We start from the raw sequence: 13,961 nt of genomic DNA on the forward strand, positions 1-13,961 counted from the left end.
TCCATCGTCATACTTTCATGAAATTCAGATAAGCCGCTCGTCCTGTACGTTTAGCGTCATCTGACAATAAAGATGCAGCTTCTTCGTCCAAGATCACCATGACATCGGCATGACGCTTGAGTACAGTCGCTGGACAATCCGTTGTTGCGACACCTTCCATCATGTCGCGAACCGCTTCTGCCTTTCGTTCACTAGAAGCAACGAGAAGGATTTTCTTCGCTTCCATGATCGTACCGATTCCCATCGTGATCGCCTTCGTCGGTACTTCTTCTAATCGATCAAAGAATCGTTGGTTCGCTTCTCGTGTCGACTCTGTCAATTCCGTTACGTGTGTCTTAGCATCGAACGGTGTACCTGGTTCATTGAAGGCGATGTGTCCATTCGCTCCGATTCCAAGTAATTGAATGTCGATTCCTCGATTGCGGACGAGCGCTTCATATCGTTCACTTTCGCGCACGGGATCTTCTGTGTCCCCGATTGGAACGAATGATTCCTTAAACGCGACATCTTTGAATAGATGCTCTTGCATGAACGTATGATAACTTTGTGGATGCTCTGGGCTGAGACCGACATATTCGTCTAGATTAACCGTCGTCACATGTCGACAATCGAGCGAATCCTTCCGCCATTCTTCATAGACGCCGACCGGTGAACTTCCCGTTGCCAGTCCTACCGTCAAACCTTCCGGGTGACGCTCAATTTCCTGTTTCAAAAATTGATAGGCCACCTGTGCTAATTCTTCTCCTTTTTCTACGATCATCCATTTCATGAGGTAGACTCCTTTCCGTTCGTGATCCGGTGTCGCGTACCACGATGAATCGTTTCTTGAATGTGTAGCGCTTCGTCGAGCAGGACAATGTCCGCATCCTTGCCGACCGAGAGGCTTCCCTTTTGAGTCAATTGAAGTTCTTTTGCCGCATTGACCGATGTCATGCGGACTGCTTCTTCAAGCGAACATCCTGTATAGGCGATGATGTTTCGTAATGCAGCGTCCATCGTTAAGACACTTCCAGCTAAACTACCGTTTTCAAGACGTGCCGCACCGTCTCGAACGAATACAGCCTGACCACCTAACTCATATTCACCATCAGCTAATCCTTTTGCACGCATCGCATCCGTGATGACGATCAGTCGATCTGCGCCTTTCATTCGGTAGGCGAAGTCGACCATTTCTGGCGCACTGTGAATCCCATCCGGAATGATCTCCGCATAGACGTCTGGTGTCAGGAGGCAATATCCGACCGTGCCTGGTTCCCGGTGATGAAGTGCCCGCATTTGATTGTAGAGGTGGGTACCATGCGTGACGTGACCGGCTTGGTTTTGGGCATACGTCGCATCTGTATGTCCGGCTGACGGAATCGCACCCGTCAAGCGCACCGCTTCTTCGAACGCCCGTGCTCCCGGGCGTTCCGGAGCGTATGTGACGAGCTTGATCGTGTTCCCTGCTGCTTTTTGCCATTTCAAGAACTGCTCGACATCCGGTTCGACGATATGTTCGTGAGGCTGTGCACCCGCATAATCCGGATTGATGAATGGTCCTTCAAGATGAACGCCGACGATCGTCGTATCGTCTTGCGCTACGACTTCTCGGACCGTCTCAAGCGCGCGTGTGATATTTCCCCAGTCCTGAGTAATCGTCGTCGCTAAAAATGATGTCACACCTTCTTGTAACATCTGTCGGCTGAAATGACGCAACCTCTCGACATCTCCATCCATGACATCGACATCATATCCCCCATGAATATGCACATCGATCATTCCCGGAATGAGTGATTGATGCTGCGCATCGATCGTCTCTTCTCCTGCGATTTCCTCGAATTTCGACATGGGTCCCATCGCCTCGATTGTTCGGTCAAAACGAATGAAGCCGTCTTCAATCGTCTGCTCCCCCGTGTAAATCCGAGCATTGATGATCACTGTCATCTGGCATCTTCCTTTCTCTATCCGTTCCATGACTTGCTTCCGTATCTAGTATAACGCGATTAATTCTAGTTGTATAGACCTTTGTACATTTAAACGAAATTATAAAAGGACGATCCCGCATATCCGTAGATATAGGGTCGCCCTTTGTATACCCGTCGATTGCCGACTTCATGCGTCAGTCGATCATGGTAATAAAATCCGGTCTTTCTTTCGAGAAATCAGACGCGTTGCTTTTAAGATTGCCATCGGTAACGATTGACGCTTTCGGTAAGCCAGATATCGTCCTTCCCATTTTGGATCATACTTTTCTTTGTATCGTCGTAGACCGGTGAAACTATACATGTAGCGAATATTATTGAAGACATCCGCTGCCACACGTTCTTGCCAGAAGGACGTCTCGTCCTCTCCGACAGACGAAAGCGGAGCCATTCCCATGTTGAACGTGTGGTAGCCTTCATCTTTCGCATACTCGAATAGTCGGATGAACATCGCATCCATGATTCCATTCGGTCCATCTGGTCGAAAACGCATCAAGTCAATCGATAGGACCCCTTCTTGGTAAGCAGGCATGAATGTCATGAACCCGATCAATCGTCCTTCCGCTTCACGCATGATGCCGATCGGTGCCCGGTTTAAATAAGGTTCGTGGAAGTAACCGAGCGAGAAACCTTTCTCGGACTTCCCTCCTAACCATTCGTCGGAGACCTCTTGTAGTTCTGCTAATAGAGTTCCTGAAATAGGTGGCTCGACTACTTCGAACGTCATGCCCTCTCGTTCAAAGCGATTTTTAATCGACCGAAGTCCAGCTCGTTTTTTTCCTGATACAGTGAAAGATGGAATATCAACGATCGCTTCTTCACCAAGTTTGAAGAAGTTGAAGCCAAAATCATGATAGAGAGACATATTTTGCGCTTGAATTTGATAGATGTTCGGAATATATCCAAGATCTTCGACGCGACGCAAGAAAGACGCGATGACTTGTGAATGTTCCTTCGGATCTCCACTAGGGTCGCCAAGGACCATGATCCGATTGCCGGTCTGACTGAACTGGATGAATGAACGTCCTGTTTCGGAGAAGAAGAAACGTTTATCACCTAGAAACGCGAGATGGCTTAAATAATTCCCACCCTGCTCACGCAACACCAACTCGATCTTTTCAGCATCGAATCGCTCACCGAGAACCGGTTGATTGAATGTATTGAATAAGCGGATGAAGACGAGAACATAAACGAGCGCAAAGATAGAGGCACTCGCTGCAAACATGAAAATTTCATGTGCCGGATACACTTTTGTTCCGTCTGCTGATCCGAGTGTATAGAAGGCGTATCCAAAAAAGACGAATCCTCCAATGTACAATAGACCAGCGAAGGCAACCCGGATGAACCGTGTCGTCGTAATGAGCGTTCGTTCTCGGTGAAATGCTTTTCGCGACATCAGTAGCAAGACGAGGACGATGATGACGGCAAGGAAGGAAATCAAGTTAAAACCACGAAGTGCCATTCCAATCAAGGCGAAAAAAGATGCCCCGTACATCATATATAACGACCGTTTTGTTCGACGATACAGTGCTGTCGATAAGAGGACGAACAATAAGCCGCCCATCAAGAAGAAACTATTCGCGAGTAACAGCGCTTCATGCGGTAATTTCGATTCCAAATATTCATACTGCGTCGAGACAGGTGGTAAAATCGCCAGTCCCCAGATCGTGATTCCGGCAACGAGTGTGATCAACGCGAGTGTGAAATGACGAATTTTACTGAGGAATCGCAGTTGTAAGCGCCAAATGACGCCCCCGACCTCCATCGATGGACCAACGATCGGTTTGTCTTCGATCATCTTGACGACCGGACCGCTGAACTCCCGAGCTGAGAAAATGACACCGATCAGGAACGGAATCAAGTAGTAGACAAGACGATAGATCAATAATCCTGTCAAGACGATGCCTTCCTCGACACCCGCGCGCTGCATGCCGATCAAAAACACTAAGTCAAACGAACCAAACCCACCCGGTACCATCGAGATCAAACCGGCTGTCGCAGCGATAATGAAAACACCGATGACTTTTGAGAAACTGACATCCGTTCCGAGCGCCGCCAAAATCAGATAGACGACAACGCCAGCACTGAACCATTCTGCGAGTGAGACGAGTGAATATAACGCAATCGATTTCGGATGGATGCTGCTATTGCCTCGTCGAAACGAGAACAGCAAATAAAGTGGAAAGAAGAATGCGACACCAATGATGACGGGCCACAACCATTTTTTTAAATCGAGCACTTCGAACGCTGGAAAAACATGCAGAAGCGATAAGGCGGATAAGATGGACAATCCACTGATTAACGTCGGTGCCATCCAGCCGATCGCCTTCAACAAACGACCGCCTTCAACGAATGGTCGATAAAGAGCGGAGCGGATCGCCATCCCAGCGAGACCGCCGAATCCGATGATGCCGTTAAAGGAGTTCGCAATCCAGGATGCTCGGAAAATCAGTCCGATCGGTGCTTTCGCCTCCAATGAACGTAATAAGAAGAAATCATAAAAGAACATCGTCGAGACGGCCGCAAGACCTGCGAGAATCAACAGGATGAATTGCCAAGATGGGACTTGACGAATCGCTTGAATCGATTCCTGTAGCGACAAACTCCGCAATTCGTTTTGTCCTTGATAAAAAATGAATCCAATCAAGACGATCGGCAAGATGATCTTCGCAATCGTCATGATGCGTTGTTTTGAGAATTTCAAGCTGCCAGCCTCCTTGATTTACGGATTAAATGCATAAGACGAACAAGTAGTAGCGTTGCTCCGACCGCAAGACCGATGATCAATCCCCACCAGTAACCATCTGGTCCGAGCGTCGTATAGCGTTCGAGATAAAAACCTAATGGTAGTCCAATGACCCAGTAGGCAGCAATCGTCAACAAGAAGGTGACATTGACATCCTTGAATCCACGTAATGCACCTTGCGTCGGTGCAGCAACGGCATCCGACAGTTGAAAGAAAATCGCTAAAATCATGAAGTGTGCGGCTGCTTCGATGACTTGAGGATCACGACTATACAAAGCGGCAAGTTCTTCATTCTTTAAGTACAATAAGATCCCAGAGAACAAGGAGACGGCAACACACATCGTCAATCCAATGACGACGTACTGGACAGCGTCCTTGATTCGTTTGGCACCGACCTCAAAACCGACTGTGATCGTCAAAGCGGACGCAGCAGATAATGGAATCATATAGACAAACGAAGCGAAGTTAATGGCCGCTTGATAGGCACCGATGATGACATCGCCGTACGCTCCGAGCAGCAACGTGACCGCCGAGAAAATACTGACTTCAGAAAAAATCGCAAGACCAATCGGGGCACCGAGTAGAATCAATTCCTTGATTCGCTTCATGTCTGGACGGTAAAAGCGCCGCAGAATCCCAAGGCGTTGAAATAACTCTCCTTTAAAGACGACAGCGATGATCGCTAGACAAAGAATCCAGTACGTGATGGCAGTCGCAACTCCCGCACCCACTCCACCAAGTTCCGGAAAACCGAAGCTTCCGAAGATGAATAGATAATTGAAAAGGACGTTAATGGGTAAAGAGATTAGTAGTAAGACCATCGTGATATTTGATTTGCCTAATGAATCGACGAGTGTTCGTAACACGAAGAAAACGAACATCGGTACGATTCCGAGTGCTAACATCACGAGGTAATTTCGCGCGACTTCACGCGCCTCTGCTGATAACTCCATCCGTTCGAGAATCGGATTGACAGCGATAAGTCCGATGACGACAGTCAAACCAATGATCACGACAGCAACGTACAACGCCTGCATGACGATTCGTTTGACTTCCCGCTCGCGTTTCGCTCCCATCGCTTGGGAAACGAGCGGTGCGACGGCAAGTAGAATACCGGTCAGTCCTGTGTAGACGGGTGCCCAGAGACTTGCTCCGACCCCGACGCCTGCTAAATCAGCAGAACCATATCGACCGGCCATGACCGTATCGAAAAAACTAATTAAGTAAAACGCGACTTGCGTTACGAGGATCGGAAAGAAAATTTTCATGAATTGCTTCATCTTTCCTGAGAACGTAACTGTTTCTAACATGTTTCCACCACATTTCAGGAGGTGTCCTCCTTAATTTTAAAACCTAGCACTCTTGAACTCTTACGAAAATAATCCGAGGAGGGATTCATCTCATGAACCATCGAGATACTGAAAAGCTGACTTTCGAATTGCTTGAGACATGGTCGACCTTCAATCATTATGCCAAAGAGGCTCAAACGTTTGAAAATCCGGAAGATGTCCATCAAGCGCGGATTCGGTTACGGAAACTAATCACCTTCGCCCGATTGGTCGATTTAACGGAGGAACCCGTTTATTTGATTTGGAAGCGGCTGATGCATGCTTTCGGCGAAGTCCGCGACCTCGACGTACAACTGGAAGCAACCTCAAACAAAACAGAAATCGATCAGTTATTCGCGAACCATGTTGCTCTGCAACTTCAAGGGAAACGTTCGACTTTAATCGAGACGATGCATCTCTTGATCTCCAATGAACTGGATCGATCCGTTCGTCGCTTTTTAGCCGGTCCGATGACAAAGCGCCTCAAACGGATGTCAGAAAAAGAGCTGATTCAGGCCGCCGAGAAACGCTATGAAAAAAAACGTGAACAATTTGAAAAAGTGCAACGAAAGGATGGAACGAAGCGTGTCGAACGAATGCATGAATTACGGCTTGCTACAAAAGCATACCGTTATACGGTCGAGTACCTTCGTCCCTACACGCATCAACCGAAGTCTGCTGTCGATCGCCTAAAGACAACCCAGACACGACTCGGACACATCAATGATACGTATCAGCGATTAGAAAGATGGCGCTCTTTCGAGGTTCCATCTGCTTATCAAGAAGAGCGTTTGCGTCAGATTAAGCGTTTAGAGGACGAGCTACGTTCTGCGCTTGATCAGATTGAAATCGCTCATGGATGACGTTGAACGAGTAATTCCAACATCTTTGTTCCGGCAATGGAGTTCCCTTTGGCATCAAGCGATGGTCCAAAGACACCGATTCCGAGATCAGCCATATCGAAATCACTTCGACCGCAAGCAACGACTGCACCGGAAACACCACTTTTTCCTGGAAGCCCGACTTGGACGGAAAATTCTCCAGATGCATCGTACATGCCACACGTCGTCATGATTGCTCGAATGATTCGTGCGTTCCGACGTGAAATGACTTGGCGTCCTGATGGCGTTTTTCCGGATGTACTCAAAATTTTTCCCATCATGGCAAGTCCTTTACAGTTCGTCAAAATCGCACATTGTTTCGTATAGACGTCGATGATTTCTTCGACATTTCCCTCAATCACACCGTGATAGCGCATGAAGTAGAGCAGTGCCCGATTCAAATCTGTCGTTTCGAATTCCGATTCAGCAACATCTGCGTCATATTTTACCATTTCTACTTCAATATCCAACAGTTTTGCGATGAATTGACGCAATTGGAGTAATTTATCGGCAGCATCCGTTCCCGGTAACATGCTCGTCACGGCTAGTGCTCCTGCATTGATCATTGGATTGAGCGGTTTTGTTGGAATCGTCTCTTCAAGTTTCGCGATCGAATTGAATGCATCACCCGTCGGTTCCATCCCGACTTTTGAAAAAACATAATCTTCTCCGAATGTCTCGAGGACGAATGCGAGCGTGATGATCTTCGATACACTCTGTAGTGTAAACATCGTATCCGCATCACCTGCCGAGACGAACGTCCCGTCGGCATTACAGACGGCGATTCCGAGTTGTGTTGGATCAACCTTCGCAAGCTCTGGAATATAACTGGCGACTTGTCCAAGCACTGTATACGGACGGCATTCTTCAATCAACTCCTCGAGTTGTGCTTGTGTAACATTCATGGCGTTCCCTCTTTCTCTTTTTTTCTAGCTTATCACGCATCTGACGAATACGGATATGGTTCTTCCGTAAACGCTAAAAGGAGTCGACTCGTTTCAGCCGAGTCGACTCCTTTTTCTAGCATCCGCTTTATCCGTGGACGACTAGTTCGCCGTCTTCTACGTCAATCGCAATCCGGGCACCATCTTGTATCGCCCCACTGATCAAGGCACGGGCAAGTTTCGTCTCAATCGTCCGTTGCATATAGCGATTGATTGGACGTGCGCCGTATTGTGGTTCGAAGGCTTCTTCGAAAATCAACTTCTTCGCAGCATCCGTAACATCAATCGTAATACCTCGTCCAGATAAACGTGAACTCATTTTCTCGACCGCTTTGTCGATGATTCGTTCGATTTCCGTCCGGTGGAGTGGATGGAATAAAATCGTATCATCGATCCGGTTCAAGAACTCCGGTCGGAAGTGGCGCTTCAGTTCTTGGCGAACGGCTTCCTCTTCCGCTGCATCGATGACACCATCTTTGGCGGCTTCAAGCAGGATGGGTGCTCCGATGTTTGACGTCATGATGACGATCGTGTTCTTGAAGTCGACGACCCGTCCTTGCGCATCCGTCAATCGACCATCGTCGAGCAACTGAAGCAAGATATTGAAGACGTCGCCGTGCGCTTTTTCGATCTCATCGAACAACAGAACCGAATACGGGCTCCGTCGGACGGCTTCCGTCAATTGACCGCCTTCTTCATAACCGACGTATCCCGGAGGCGCACCGACGAGACGGGAGACATTGTGTTTTTCCATATACTCCGACATATCGATGCGGACGATGTGATCTTCACTATCGAACATCGCGGCTGCCAAGGCTTTTGCGAGTTCTGTCTTCCCGACCCCTGTCGGACCAAGGAACAAGAACGAGCCAATCGGGCGGTTCGGATCCTTGATGCCAGCTCGCGCTCGAATGACAGCGTCCGCGACGAGACGGACCGCTTCGTCTTGACCGAAGACACGCTCATGAAGCGTATCTTCAAGATAGAGTAATTTTTCGCGTTCGCCCTGCGCAAGCCGCGTCACTGGAATGCCGGTCCATTTCGAAACGATGTCGGATATCTCTTCTTCCGTCACCGCTTCTCGAACGAGTTCGTGTGAGACGTGTTCAGATGACTCTTCCGCGACTTTCAGACGTGCCTCAAGATCCGGAATTTGACCGTACTTGATTTCCGATGCTCGGTTCAAATCATAGCGCCCTTCCGCTTCTTGTAATGCCAGTTTTGCCTTCTCAAGATCCGCGCGTAACTGTTGGACACTTTGCGAACTCTCTTTTTCCCGTTCCCATCGTGTCCGAAGCGCACTCTCGTCTTCTCGAACAGAGCTGAGTTCTTGTTGTAAGACGGTAAGTCGTTTCCGGGATGCTTCATCCGTCTCTTTCTTTAATGCCGCTTCCTCGATTTCGAGCTGCATGACTCGACGAACGAGTGAATCGAGTTCAGCTGGCATTGACTCCATATCGGTCCGAATCATTGCACATGCTTCATCGACGAGATCAATCGCCTTATCCGGCATAAACCGATCCGTAATATACCGATCGGATAACATCGCCGCCGCGACGAGCGCATTATCATGAATCCGCACACCGTGGTGAATCTCGAACCGTTCTTTTAGTCCACGCAGAATGGAGATCGTATCCTCGACATCCGGTTCTGCGACGAGTACTTGTTGGAAGCGACGTTCGAGCGCTGGATCTTTCTCGATATACTTCCGGTACTCATCCAGCGTCGTCGCACCGATACAGTGCAATTCTCCTCGTGCAAGCATCGGCTTGAGCATGTTTCCGGCATCCATTGCGCCGTCCGTCTTCCCGGCACCGACGATCGTATGCAGCTCATCGATGAACAAGAGAATCTGTCCTTCGGCTTCCTTGACTTCATTCAAGACTGCTTGCAGTCGCTCTTCGAACTCACCACGGTATTTCGCACCAGCGACGAGCGCACTCATGTCTAAACTGAACAACTGCTTGTTCTTCAGACTCTCCGGTACATCTCCTCGGACGATCCGTTGCGCGAGTCCTTCAACGATTGCCGTTTTCCCGACGCCGGGTTCTCCAATCAAGACGGGATTGTTTTTTGTCTTCCGACTCAAAATCCGGATGACACGTCGAATCTCATCATCACGGCCGATGACCGGGTCTGTTTTCCCAGACCGGAAATCCGCTACGAGATCACGTCCATATTTTTTCAGCACATCAAACGTCTCTTCGGGATTTTTCGTCGTGACCTTCCGATTGCCTCGCATACTGACGATCGCTTCCCGGAGTGTCTCTTCCGTAATGCCTTGACGACGTAAATATTGAGCTGCTGGACTTGATTGTTTGATCAATGCTAGCAATAAGTGTTCGACGGAGACATAGTCATCCTGCATGAGACGCGCTTCCGTCTCTGCTTCCGTCAACACGTTCAGCAACGAGCTACCGATCCGAGGCGTCGTCGCCTGTGACAAAGCAGGAAGTTTACCAATCGCCTCGTCAATCGCTCCATTCAATGTCTCAATCCGTTGATTCAGCTTTTCAAAGACGACTCGTGCAATCCCTTCTTCTTGAGCAAGTAAGGCAAGTAACAAATGCCATTCTGTGATTTCACTATGACGACGTTGTTTCGCGATCGCTTGGGCAGAGACGATTCCCTCGTGTGCCCGATCCGTTAAACGTTCAAAATCCATCCTTGATCACTCCTTCACTGCAAGTTGACGTTCCCACTCTTCATAAAAGGCACGGTCCATCTCAGGTAACTTGACTTCGAGTTGGACAAGTAACGCCCCACGATGACCATTCGCTTGACTCAGACCACGATTTGGAATCCGGAGTCGTGCTCCTGGTTTCGTGCCCGGTTTGACTTTCAGTTTGATTCGTTTCCCTTCAAGCGTATCTGCGACGACTTCGCCTCCGAGCACAAGCGTCGTCGGATGAACACGGACGGTTGAAATGACGTCTTGGTCGACCCGTCGGAACTGATCGTCATCCTTCAAGTGAATCGTCACGTAAACATCTCCCGCGACACCTTGTCGGTTACGCATCGAACTTTTTCCACGTAAGCGAACTTTTTTACCGTCATAGACGTCTTTCGGAAGCGTCAGCTGGATCGAACCCGTCGCAAGACGCACCGTGACTTTTTCGTTCGTACTGAGATGACTGAGTGGGACCGTCAATTCAAGCTCTTCATCGGTCGACACTTCTTCCTGACTAAAGAACGAACCGAACATGTCTTCAAATCCGAACGATTGTCCAGGTCGTGTCCGTCCACCACCTCCGAACTGTCGGAACAGATCTTCGTAATCTCCAGCGCCACCAGCTCCAGCACCTGCCATCTGATCGAAGTTACTGCCGTATCGATCATACTTCGCTCGTTTTTCCTCATCTCCAAGCACATCGAAGGCTTCTTGGATATCCTTGAAACGCTGGTCCGCACTCGCCTCTTTATTGACGTCTGGGTGATACTGCTTCGCCAATTTGCGGTACGCGCGCTTAATATCTTGATTCGATGCATCCTTTGCGACACCGAGTGTTTGGTAGTAGTCTTTTGCCATTCGAATTCACTTCCCTTTCCTATACTTCATTACCTTAATTATAAAAGTCGTATCTTAATTGGTCAAATATAGTCAAACTTTTTTCTGACATTCTGTTCTCTTTTCACTTTACGTCCTTGCGACAAACAAGTTTCACCGACTGAACCATGTTATACTGATAGCCAAACAGGAAATGAACGATGGGAGGATCTACAGATGGATGGTAAAACACGTAAAAATATCACGCCCGGTCTTAAAGTCAGCATCGTGTTGAAGCAAGATCAACGAACAGGTAAACGAACAGAAGGAATCGTCAAAGACCTTCTCACGAAATCTCCGCAACATCCGCACGGGATTAAAGTGCGCTTAGAAGACGGTCAAGTCGGTCGTGTTCAAGAAATTTTAGGATAAAAAGACAGCAATCGCTCGTCCTGATTCCTTTTCGGAGTCAAGACGAGCGATTTTTTCATGATTCAGTCGCTTGTTCTAAGTAACGCCATGTCGCTTCGACGAGAATACGCGCTGCATCGAGCATCGCCGGCTCCTTAAAATCAAACTGTGGATGGTGATGCGGTGGATACGAAGCATCTCCCGCTCCTGTAAAGAAGAACGCACCAGGTACGTGTTGCAAGTAATAAGCGAAGTCCTCGCCACCCATCGTCGGTTCAATCTCAAATACACGCTCGTCTCCTAAAACTTCTCGTGCGACAGATTCAATCAATGCGGTGGGTGAAGCATGATTGACGACAGCTGGATAGCCTTTTTCGTATGTAAAGTGATACGTTGCTCCGACTGCCTCACAGATTCCTTTGATCGTCCGCTCCATCCGCTCAATGATCTCGTCCGCTGTCGCTTCATCAAACGTCCGGACCGTTCCTGTCAACATCGCTTGATCTGCAATGACATTAAACGTATTCCCAGCATGTAATGTTCCAACGGTCACGACTGCCGGCTCCAGTGGATTGAGTTGACGACTGACGATCGATTGTAATTCCTTAACGATTGTTGCCCCGAGTAAGACAGCATCAATCGTCTCATGTGGTTTCGCACCGTGTCCGCCTTTTCCATATAAGGTCAGTTCGAACTTATCCGCCGCCGCCATGATCGGACCAGTCCGAACACCTACGTGTCCTAAATCGATCGTTGACCAAAGATGCGTTCCAAAGATGACATCGACTCCTTCGAGACAACCGTCCGCAATCATATCGCGTGCACCGCCCGGAACGACTTCTTCCGCATGTTGATGAATCAAAACGACGTTCCCCGGTAATGATTCTCGCTGTTGCATGAGCGTCTCTGCGACAGCAAGTAACGTCGCCGTATGACCATCGTGACCGCATGCATGCATCACACCCGGAACCGTCGACCGATACGCGACCTCTTTAGCGTCAGCAATCGGTAAGGCATCAAAGTCGGCGCGTAACGCGACGGTCTTTCCCGGTTTTCCTCCACGAATATACCCGACGACACCACGTCCGCCGACTTCCGTCTTGACTTCGATTCCGAGCGCTTTTAAATGTCGCGCGATATAACGCGGGGTCTCGACTTCGTGAAACGACAACTCTGGGTGCTGATGTAAATAGCGACGGCGCTCGACCATTTCTGGATACAACGCGTCTAGTCCGGCAGTTCGTTCTGACATATATGTATCCCCCTTATTTCTTTTGATGCAGTGTCTTAACGCTTTCCCGCGTGTATTGGAGGCGTTCGAGTGTGTCTTCATAATGTCCCGCAGCATACGATAAGAACAAGACATCGATCGCAAATAGTTGGGCGAGACGCGAACTGAGCGCTGCACTACGAAGCGGCGCTTCTGGTGCGCGTGATGTCCAAAGCGCGATATCCGCTAGTTGACTGATTCGATTGTCCCCGAAACGTGTCAGACTGATGACCTTTAGTCCTTGGATTTTCGCCAAACGGATCAACTCGACGACCTCTTCCGTTTCTCCGCTGTAGGAAATCGCAAAGAAGACATCTTCTTTACGTGCATTCGCTAAGATCGTCGCAAGTAGATGCTGGTCCGTTTCTTGAATCGCTAGTTTCCCGACACGCGTCCATTTTTGAGCAGCGTCTTCGGCTACGACATGCGATGCCCCAATCCCATAAAAATAAATCGCACGTGCCTGATCAATCACATCAATCGCATCTGCAATCCGTTCATCATTCAACTGCTTCGCAGTATCCTGTAACGCTTGAATGCTGTTACTAAGCGTTTTTTCAATCAAGTCGACGGGACGTTCATCCTTTTCGATATCGTGATACCCTTTTAAATCCGTCCGTGCTGTATCGGCAGAAATGCGCATCCGCAACTCCGGGTATCCTTTTAATCCAAGCGCGCGACAGAAGCGGACGACTGCAGCGGCACTTGTATCTGATTCCTCTGCAAGTTGGTGGATCGTCATGCGCGCAATTTGGTTCATATGCGTCAAGACATAGTCTGCGACTTTTCGTGAGGACGATGGTAGTTCCTCTCGAACTGCACCGATTTGTGAATAGATACCGCCTTTCATCTACATCTCTCCTTTATCCTCTTCTTCTTAAAAGAACTGACGATTCATCACTTACCGCGTCGTTCCTGTGTGTAGAACTGTTC

The 13,961-nt window shown here is 48.7% G+C and carries 11 protein-coding genes; 2 read left to right on the forward strand and 9 right to left on the reverse strand.

Going from position 1 to position 13,961, the window contains the following annotated elements; genetic code table 11:
- Positions 1-7: 7 nt before the first annotated feature.
- The 4 genes from nagB to KNQ09_RS15540 form a co-directional block, all read right to left on the reverse strand.
- On the reverse strand, positions 8-769 hold the full coding sequence (nagB, locus tag KNQ09_RS15525; RefSeq protein ID WP_050679000.1) for a glucosamine-6-phosphate deaminase: 762 nt from the start codon (positions 767-769) through the stop codon (positions 8-10).
- Positions 766-1,923, reverse strand: coding sequence for an N-acetylglucosamine-6-phosphate deacetylase (gene nagA / locus KNQ09_RS15530; protein ID WP_064300867.1), 1,158 nt, complete (start codon positions 1,921-1,923; stop codon positions 766-768). The genes nagB and nagA overlap by 4 nt, the downstream gene beginning before the upstream one ends.
- A gap of 183 nt (positions 1,924-2,106) precedes the next feature.
- Positions 2,107-4,665 (reverse strand): bifunctional lysylphosphatidylglycerol flippase/synthetase MprF, encoded by a 2,559-nt coding sequence (gene mprF / locus KNQ09_RS15535; protein ID WP_133208502.1) that lies wholly within the window; start codon positions 4,663-4,665, stop codon positions 2,107-2,109.
- Positions 4,662-6,017 carry an MATE family efflux transporter gene (locus tag KNQ09_RS15540; protein ID WP_058265717.1) on the reverse strand — a complete coding sequence of 452 codons (1,356 nt, stop codon included), beginning with the start codon at positions 6,015-6,017 and terminating at the stop codon, positions 4,662-4,664. Before KNQ09_RS15540 ends, mprF begins: the two co-directional genes overlap by 4 nt.
- Before the next feature lie 92 nt (positions 6,018-6,109).
- Between KNQ09_RS15540 and KNQ09_RS15545 the strand changes: the two genes are divergently transcribed.
- Positions 6,110-6,898, forward strand: coding sequence for a CHAD domain-containing protein (locus KNQ09_RS15545; RefSeq protein WP_023467100.1), 789 nt, complete (start codon positions 6,110-6,112; stop codon positions 6,896-6,898).
- On the opposite strand, the gene glsA is transcribed toward KNQ09_RS15545, so the two are convergent.
- The 3 genes from glsA to KNQ09_RS15560 all read right to left on the reverse strand — a co-directional run bounded on the left by glsA (position 6,889) and on the right by KNQ09_RS15560 (position 11,389).
- Positions 6,889-7,821: a glutaminase A gene (gene glsA / locus KNQ09_RS15550; RefSeq protein WP_023467099.1), complete on the reverse strand. Its 933-nt coding sequence runs from the start codon at positions 7,819-7,821 to the stop codon at positions 6,889-6,891. The two genes, KNQ09_RS15545 and glsA, sit on opposite strands and share 10 nt — an antisense overlap.
- Positions 7,822-7,948: 127 nt before the next feature.
- Positions 7,949-10,525, reverse strand: coding sequence for an ATP-dependent chaperone ClpB (gene clpB, locus KNQ09_RS15555; protein WP_214858951.1), 2,577 nt, complete (start codon positions 10,523-10,525; stop codon positions 7,949-7,951).
- Between the two features lie 6 nt (positions 10,526-10,531).
- On the reverse strand, positions 10,532-11,389 hold the full coding sequence (locus tag KNQ09_RS15560; protein WP_050678995.1) for a DnaJ C-terminal domain-containing protein: 858 nt from the start codon (positions 11,387-11,389) through the stop codon (positions 10,532-10,534).
- A gap of 195 nt (positions 11,390-11,584) precedes the next feature.
- On the opposite strand from KNQ09_RS15560, the gene KNQ09_RS15565 reads away from it, so the two are divergent.
- A complete protein-coding gene (locus KNQ09_RS15565; RefSeq protein ID WP_023467094.1) occupies positions 11,585-11,779 on the forward strand; it encodes a YwbE family protein in 195 nt (64 codons plus the stop codon).
- A gap of 55 nt (positions 11,780-11,834) precedes the next feature.
- Here the strand turns inward: KNQ09_RS15565 and KNQ09_RS15570 are convergent, their stop codons facing one another.
- Both KNQ09_RS15570 and KNQ09_RS15575 read right to left on the reverse strand, forming a co-directional pair.
- Positions 11,835-13,010 carry a M20 metallopeptidase family protein gene (locus KNQ09_RS15570; RefSeq protein WP_214858952.1) on the reverse strand — a complete coding sequence of 392 codons (1,176 nt, stop codon included), beginning with the start codon at positions 13,008-13,010 and terminating at the stop codon, positions 11,835-11,837.
- 13 nt (positions 13,011-13,023) lie between these two features.
- Entirely contained in the window at positions 13,024-13,878 is an 855-nt protein-coding gene (locus KNQ09_RS15575; protein WP_050678993.1) for a MurR/RpiR family transcriptional regulator, read from the reverse strand.
- Positions 13,879-13,961: the final 83 nt, after the last annotated feature.

The organism is Exiguobacterium sp. s191 (genome assembly GCF_018618955.1).
Classification (GTDB): Bacteria; Bacillota; Bacilli; order Exiguobacteriales; family Exiguobacteriaceae; genus Exiguobacterium_A; species Exiguobacterium_A abrahamii.

Bases quoted from the DNA above. Each gene is read 5' to 3' on its own strand.
- nagB (WP_050679000.1), bottom strand. From the start codon at position 769: ATGAAATGGATGATCGTAGAAAAAGGAGAAGAATTAGCACAGGTGGCC.
- nagA (WP_064300867.1), bottom strand. From the start codon at position 1,923: ATGACAGTGATCATCAATGCTCGGATTTACACGGGGGAGCAGACGATT.
- KNQ09_RS15540 (WP_058265717.1), bottom strand. From the start codon at position 6,017: ATGTTAGAAACAGTTACGTTCTCAGGAAAGATGAAGCAATTCATGAAA.
- KNQ09_RS15545 (WP_023467100.1), top strand. From the start codon at position 6,110: ATGAACCATCGAGATACTGAAAAGCTGACTTTCGAATTGCTTGAGACA.
- glsA (WP_023467099.1), bottom strand. From the start codon at position 7,821: ATGAATGTTACACAAGCACAACTCGAGGAGTTGATTGAAGAATGCCGT.
- clpB (WP_214858951.1), bottom strand. From the start codon at position 10,525: ATGGATTTTGAACGTTTAACGGATCGGGCACACGAGGGAATCGTCTCT.
- KNQ09_RS15560 (WP_050678995.1), bottom strand. From the start codon at position 11,389: ATGGCAAAAGACTACTACCAAACACTCGGTGTCGCAAAGGATGCATCG.
- KNQ09_RS15565 (WP_023467094.1), top strand. From the start codon at position 11,585: ATGGATGGTAAAACACGTAAAAATATCACGCCCGGTCTTAAAGTCAGC.
- KNQ09_RS15570 (WP_214858952.1), bottom strand. From the start codon at position 13,010: ATGTCAGAACGAACTGCCGGACTAGACGCGTTGTATCCAGAAATGGTC.
- KNQ09_RS15575 (WP_050678993.1), bottom strand. From the start codon at position 13,878: ATGAAAGGCGGTATCTATTCACAAATCGGTGCAGTTCGAGAGGAACTA.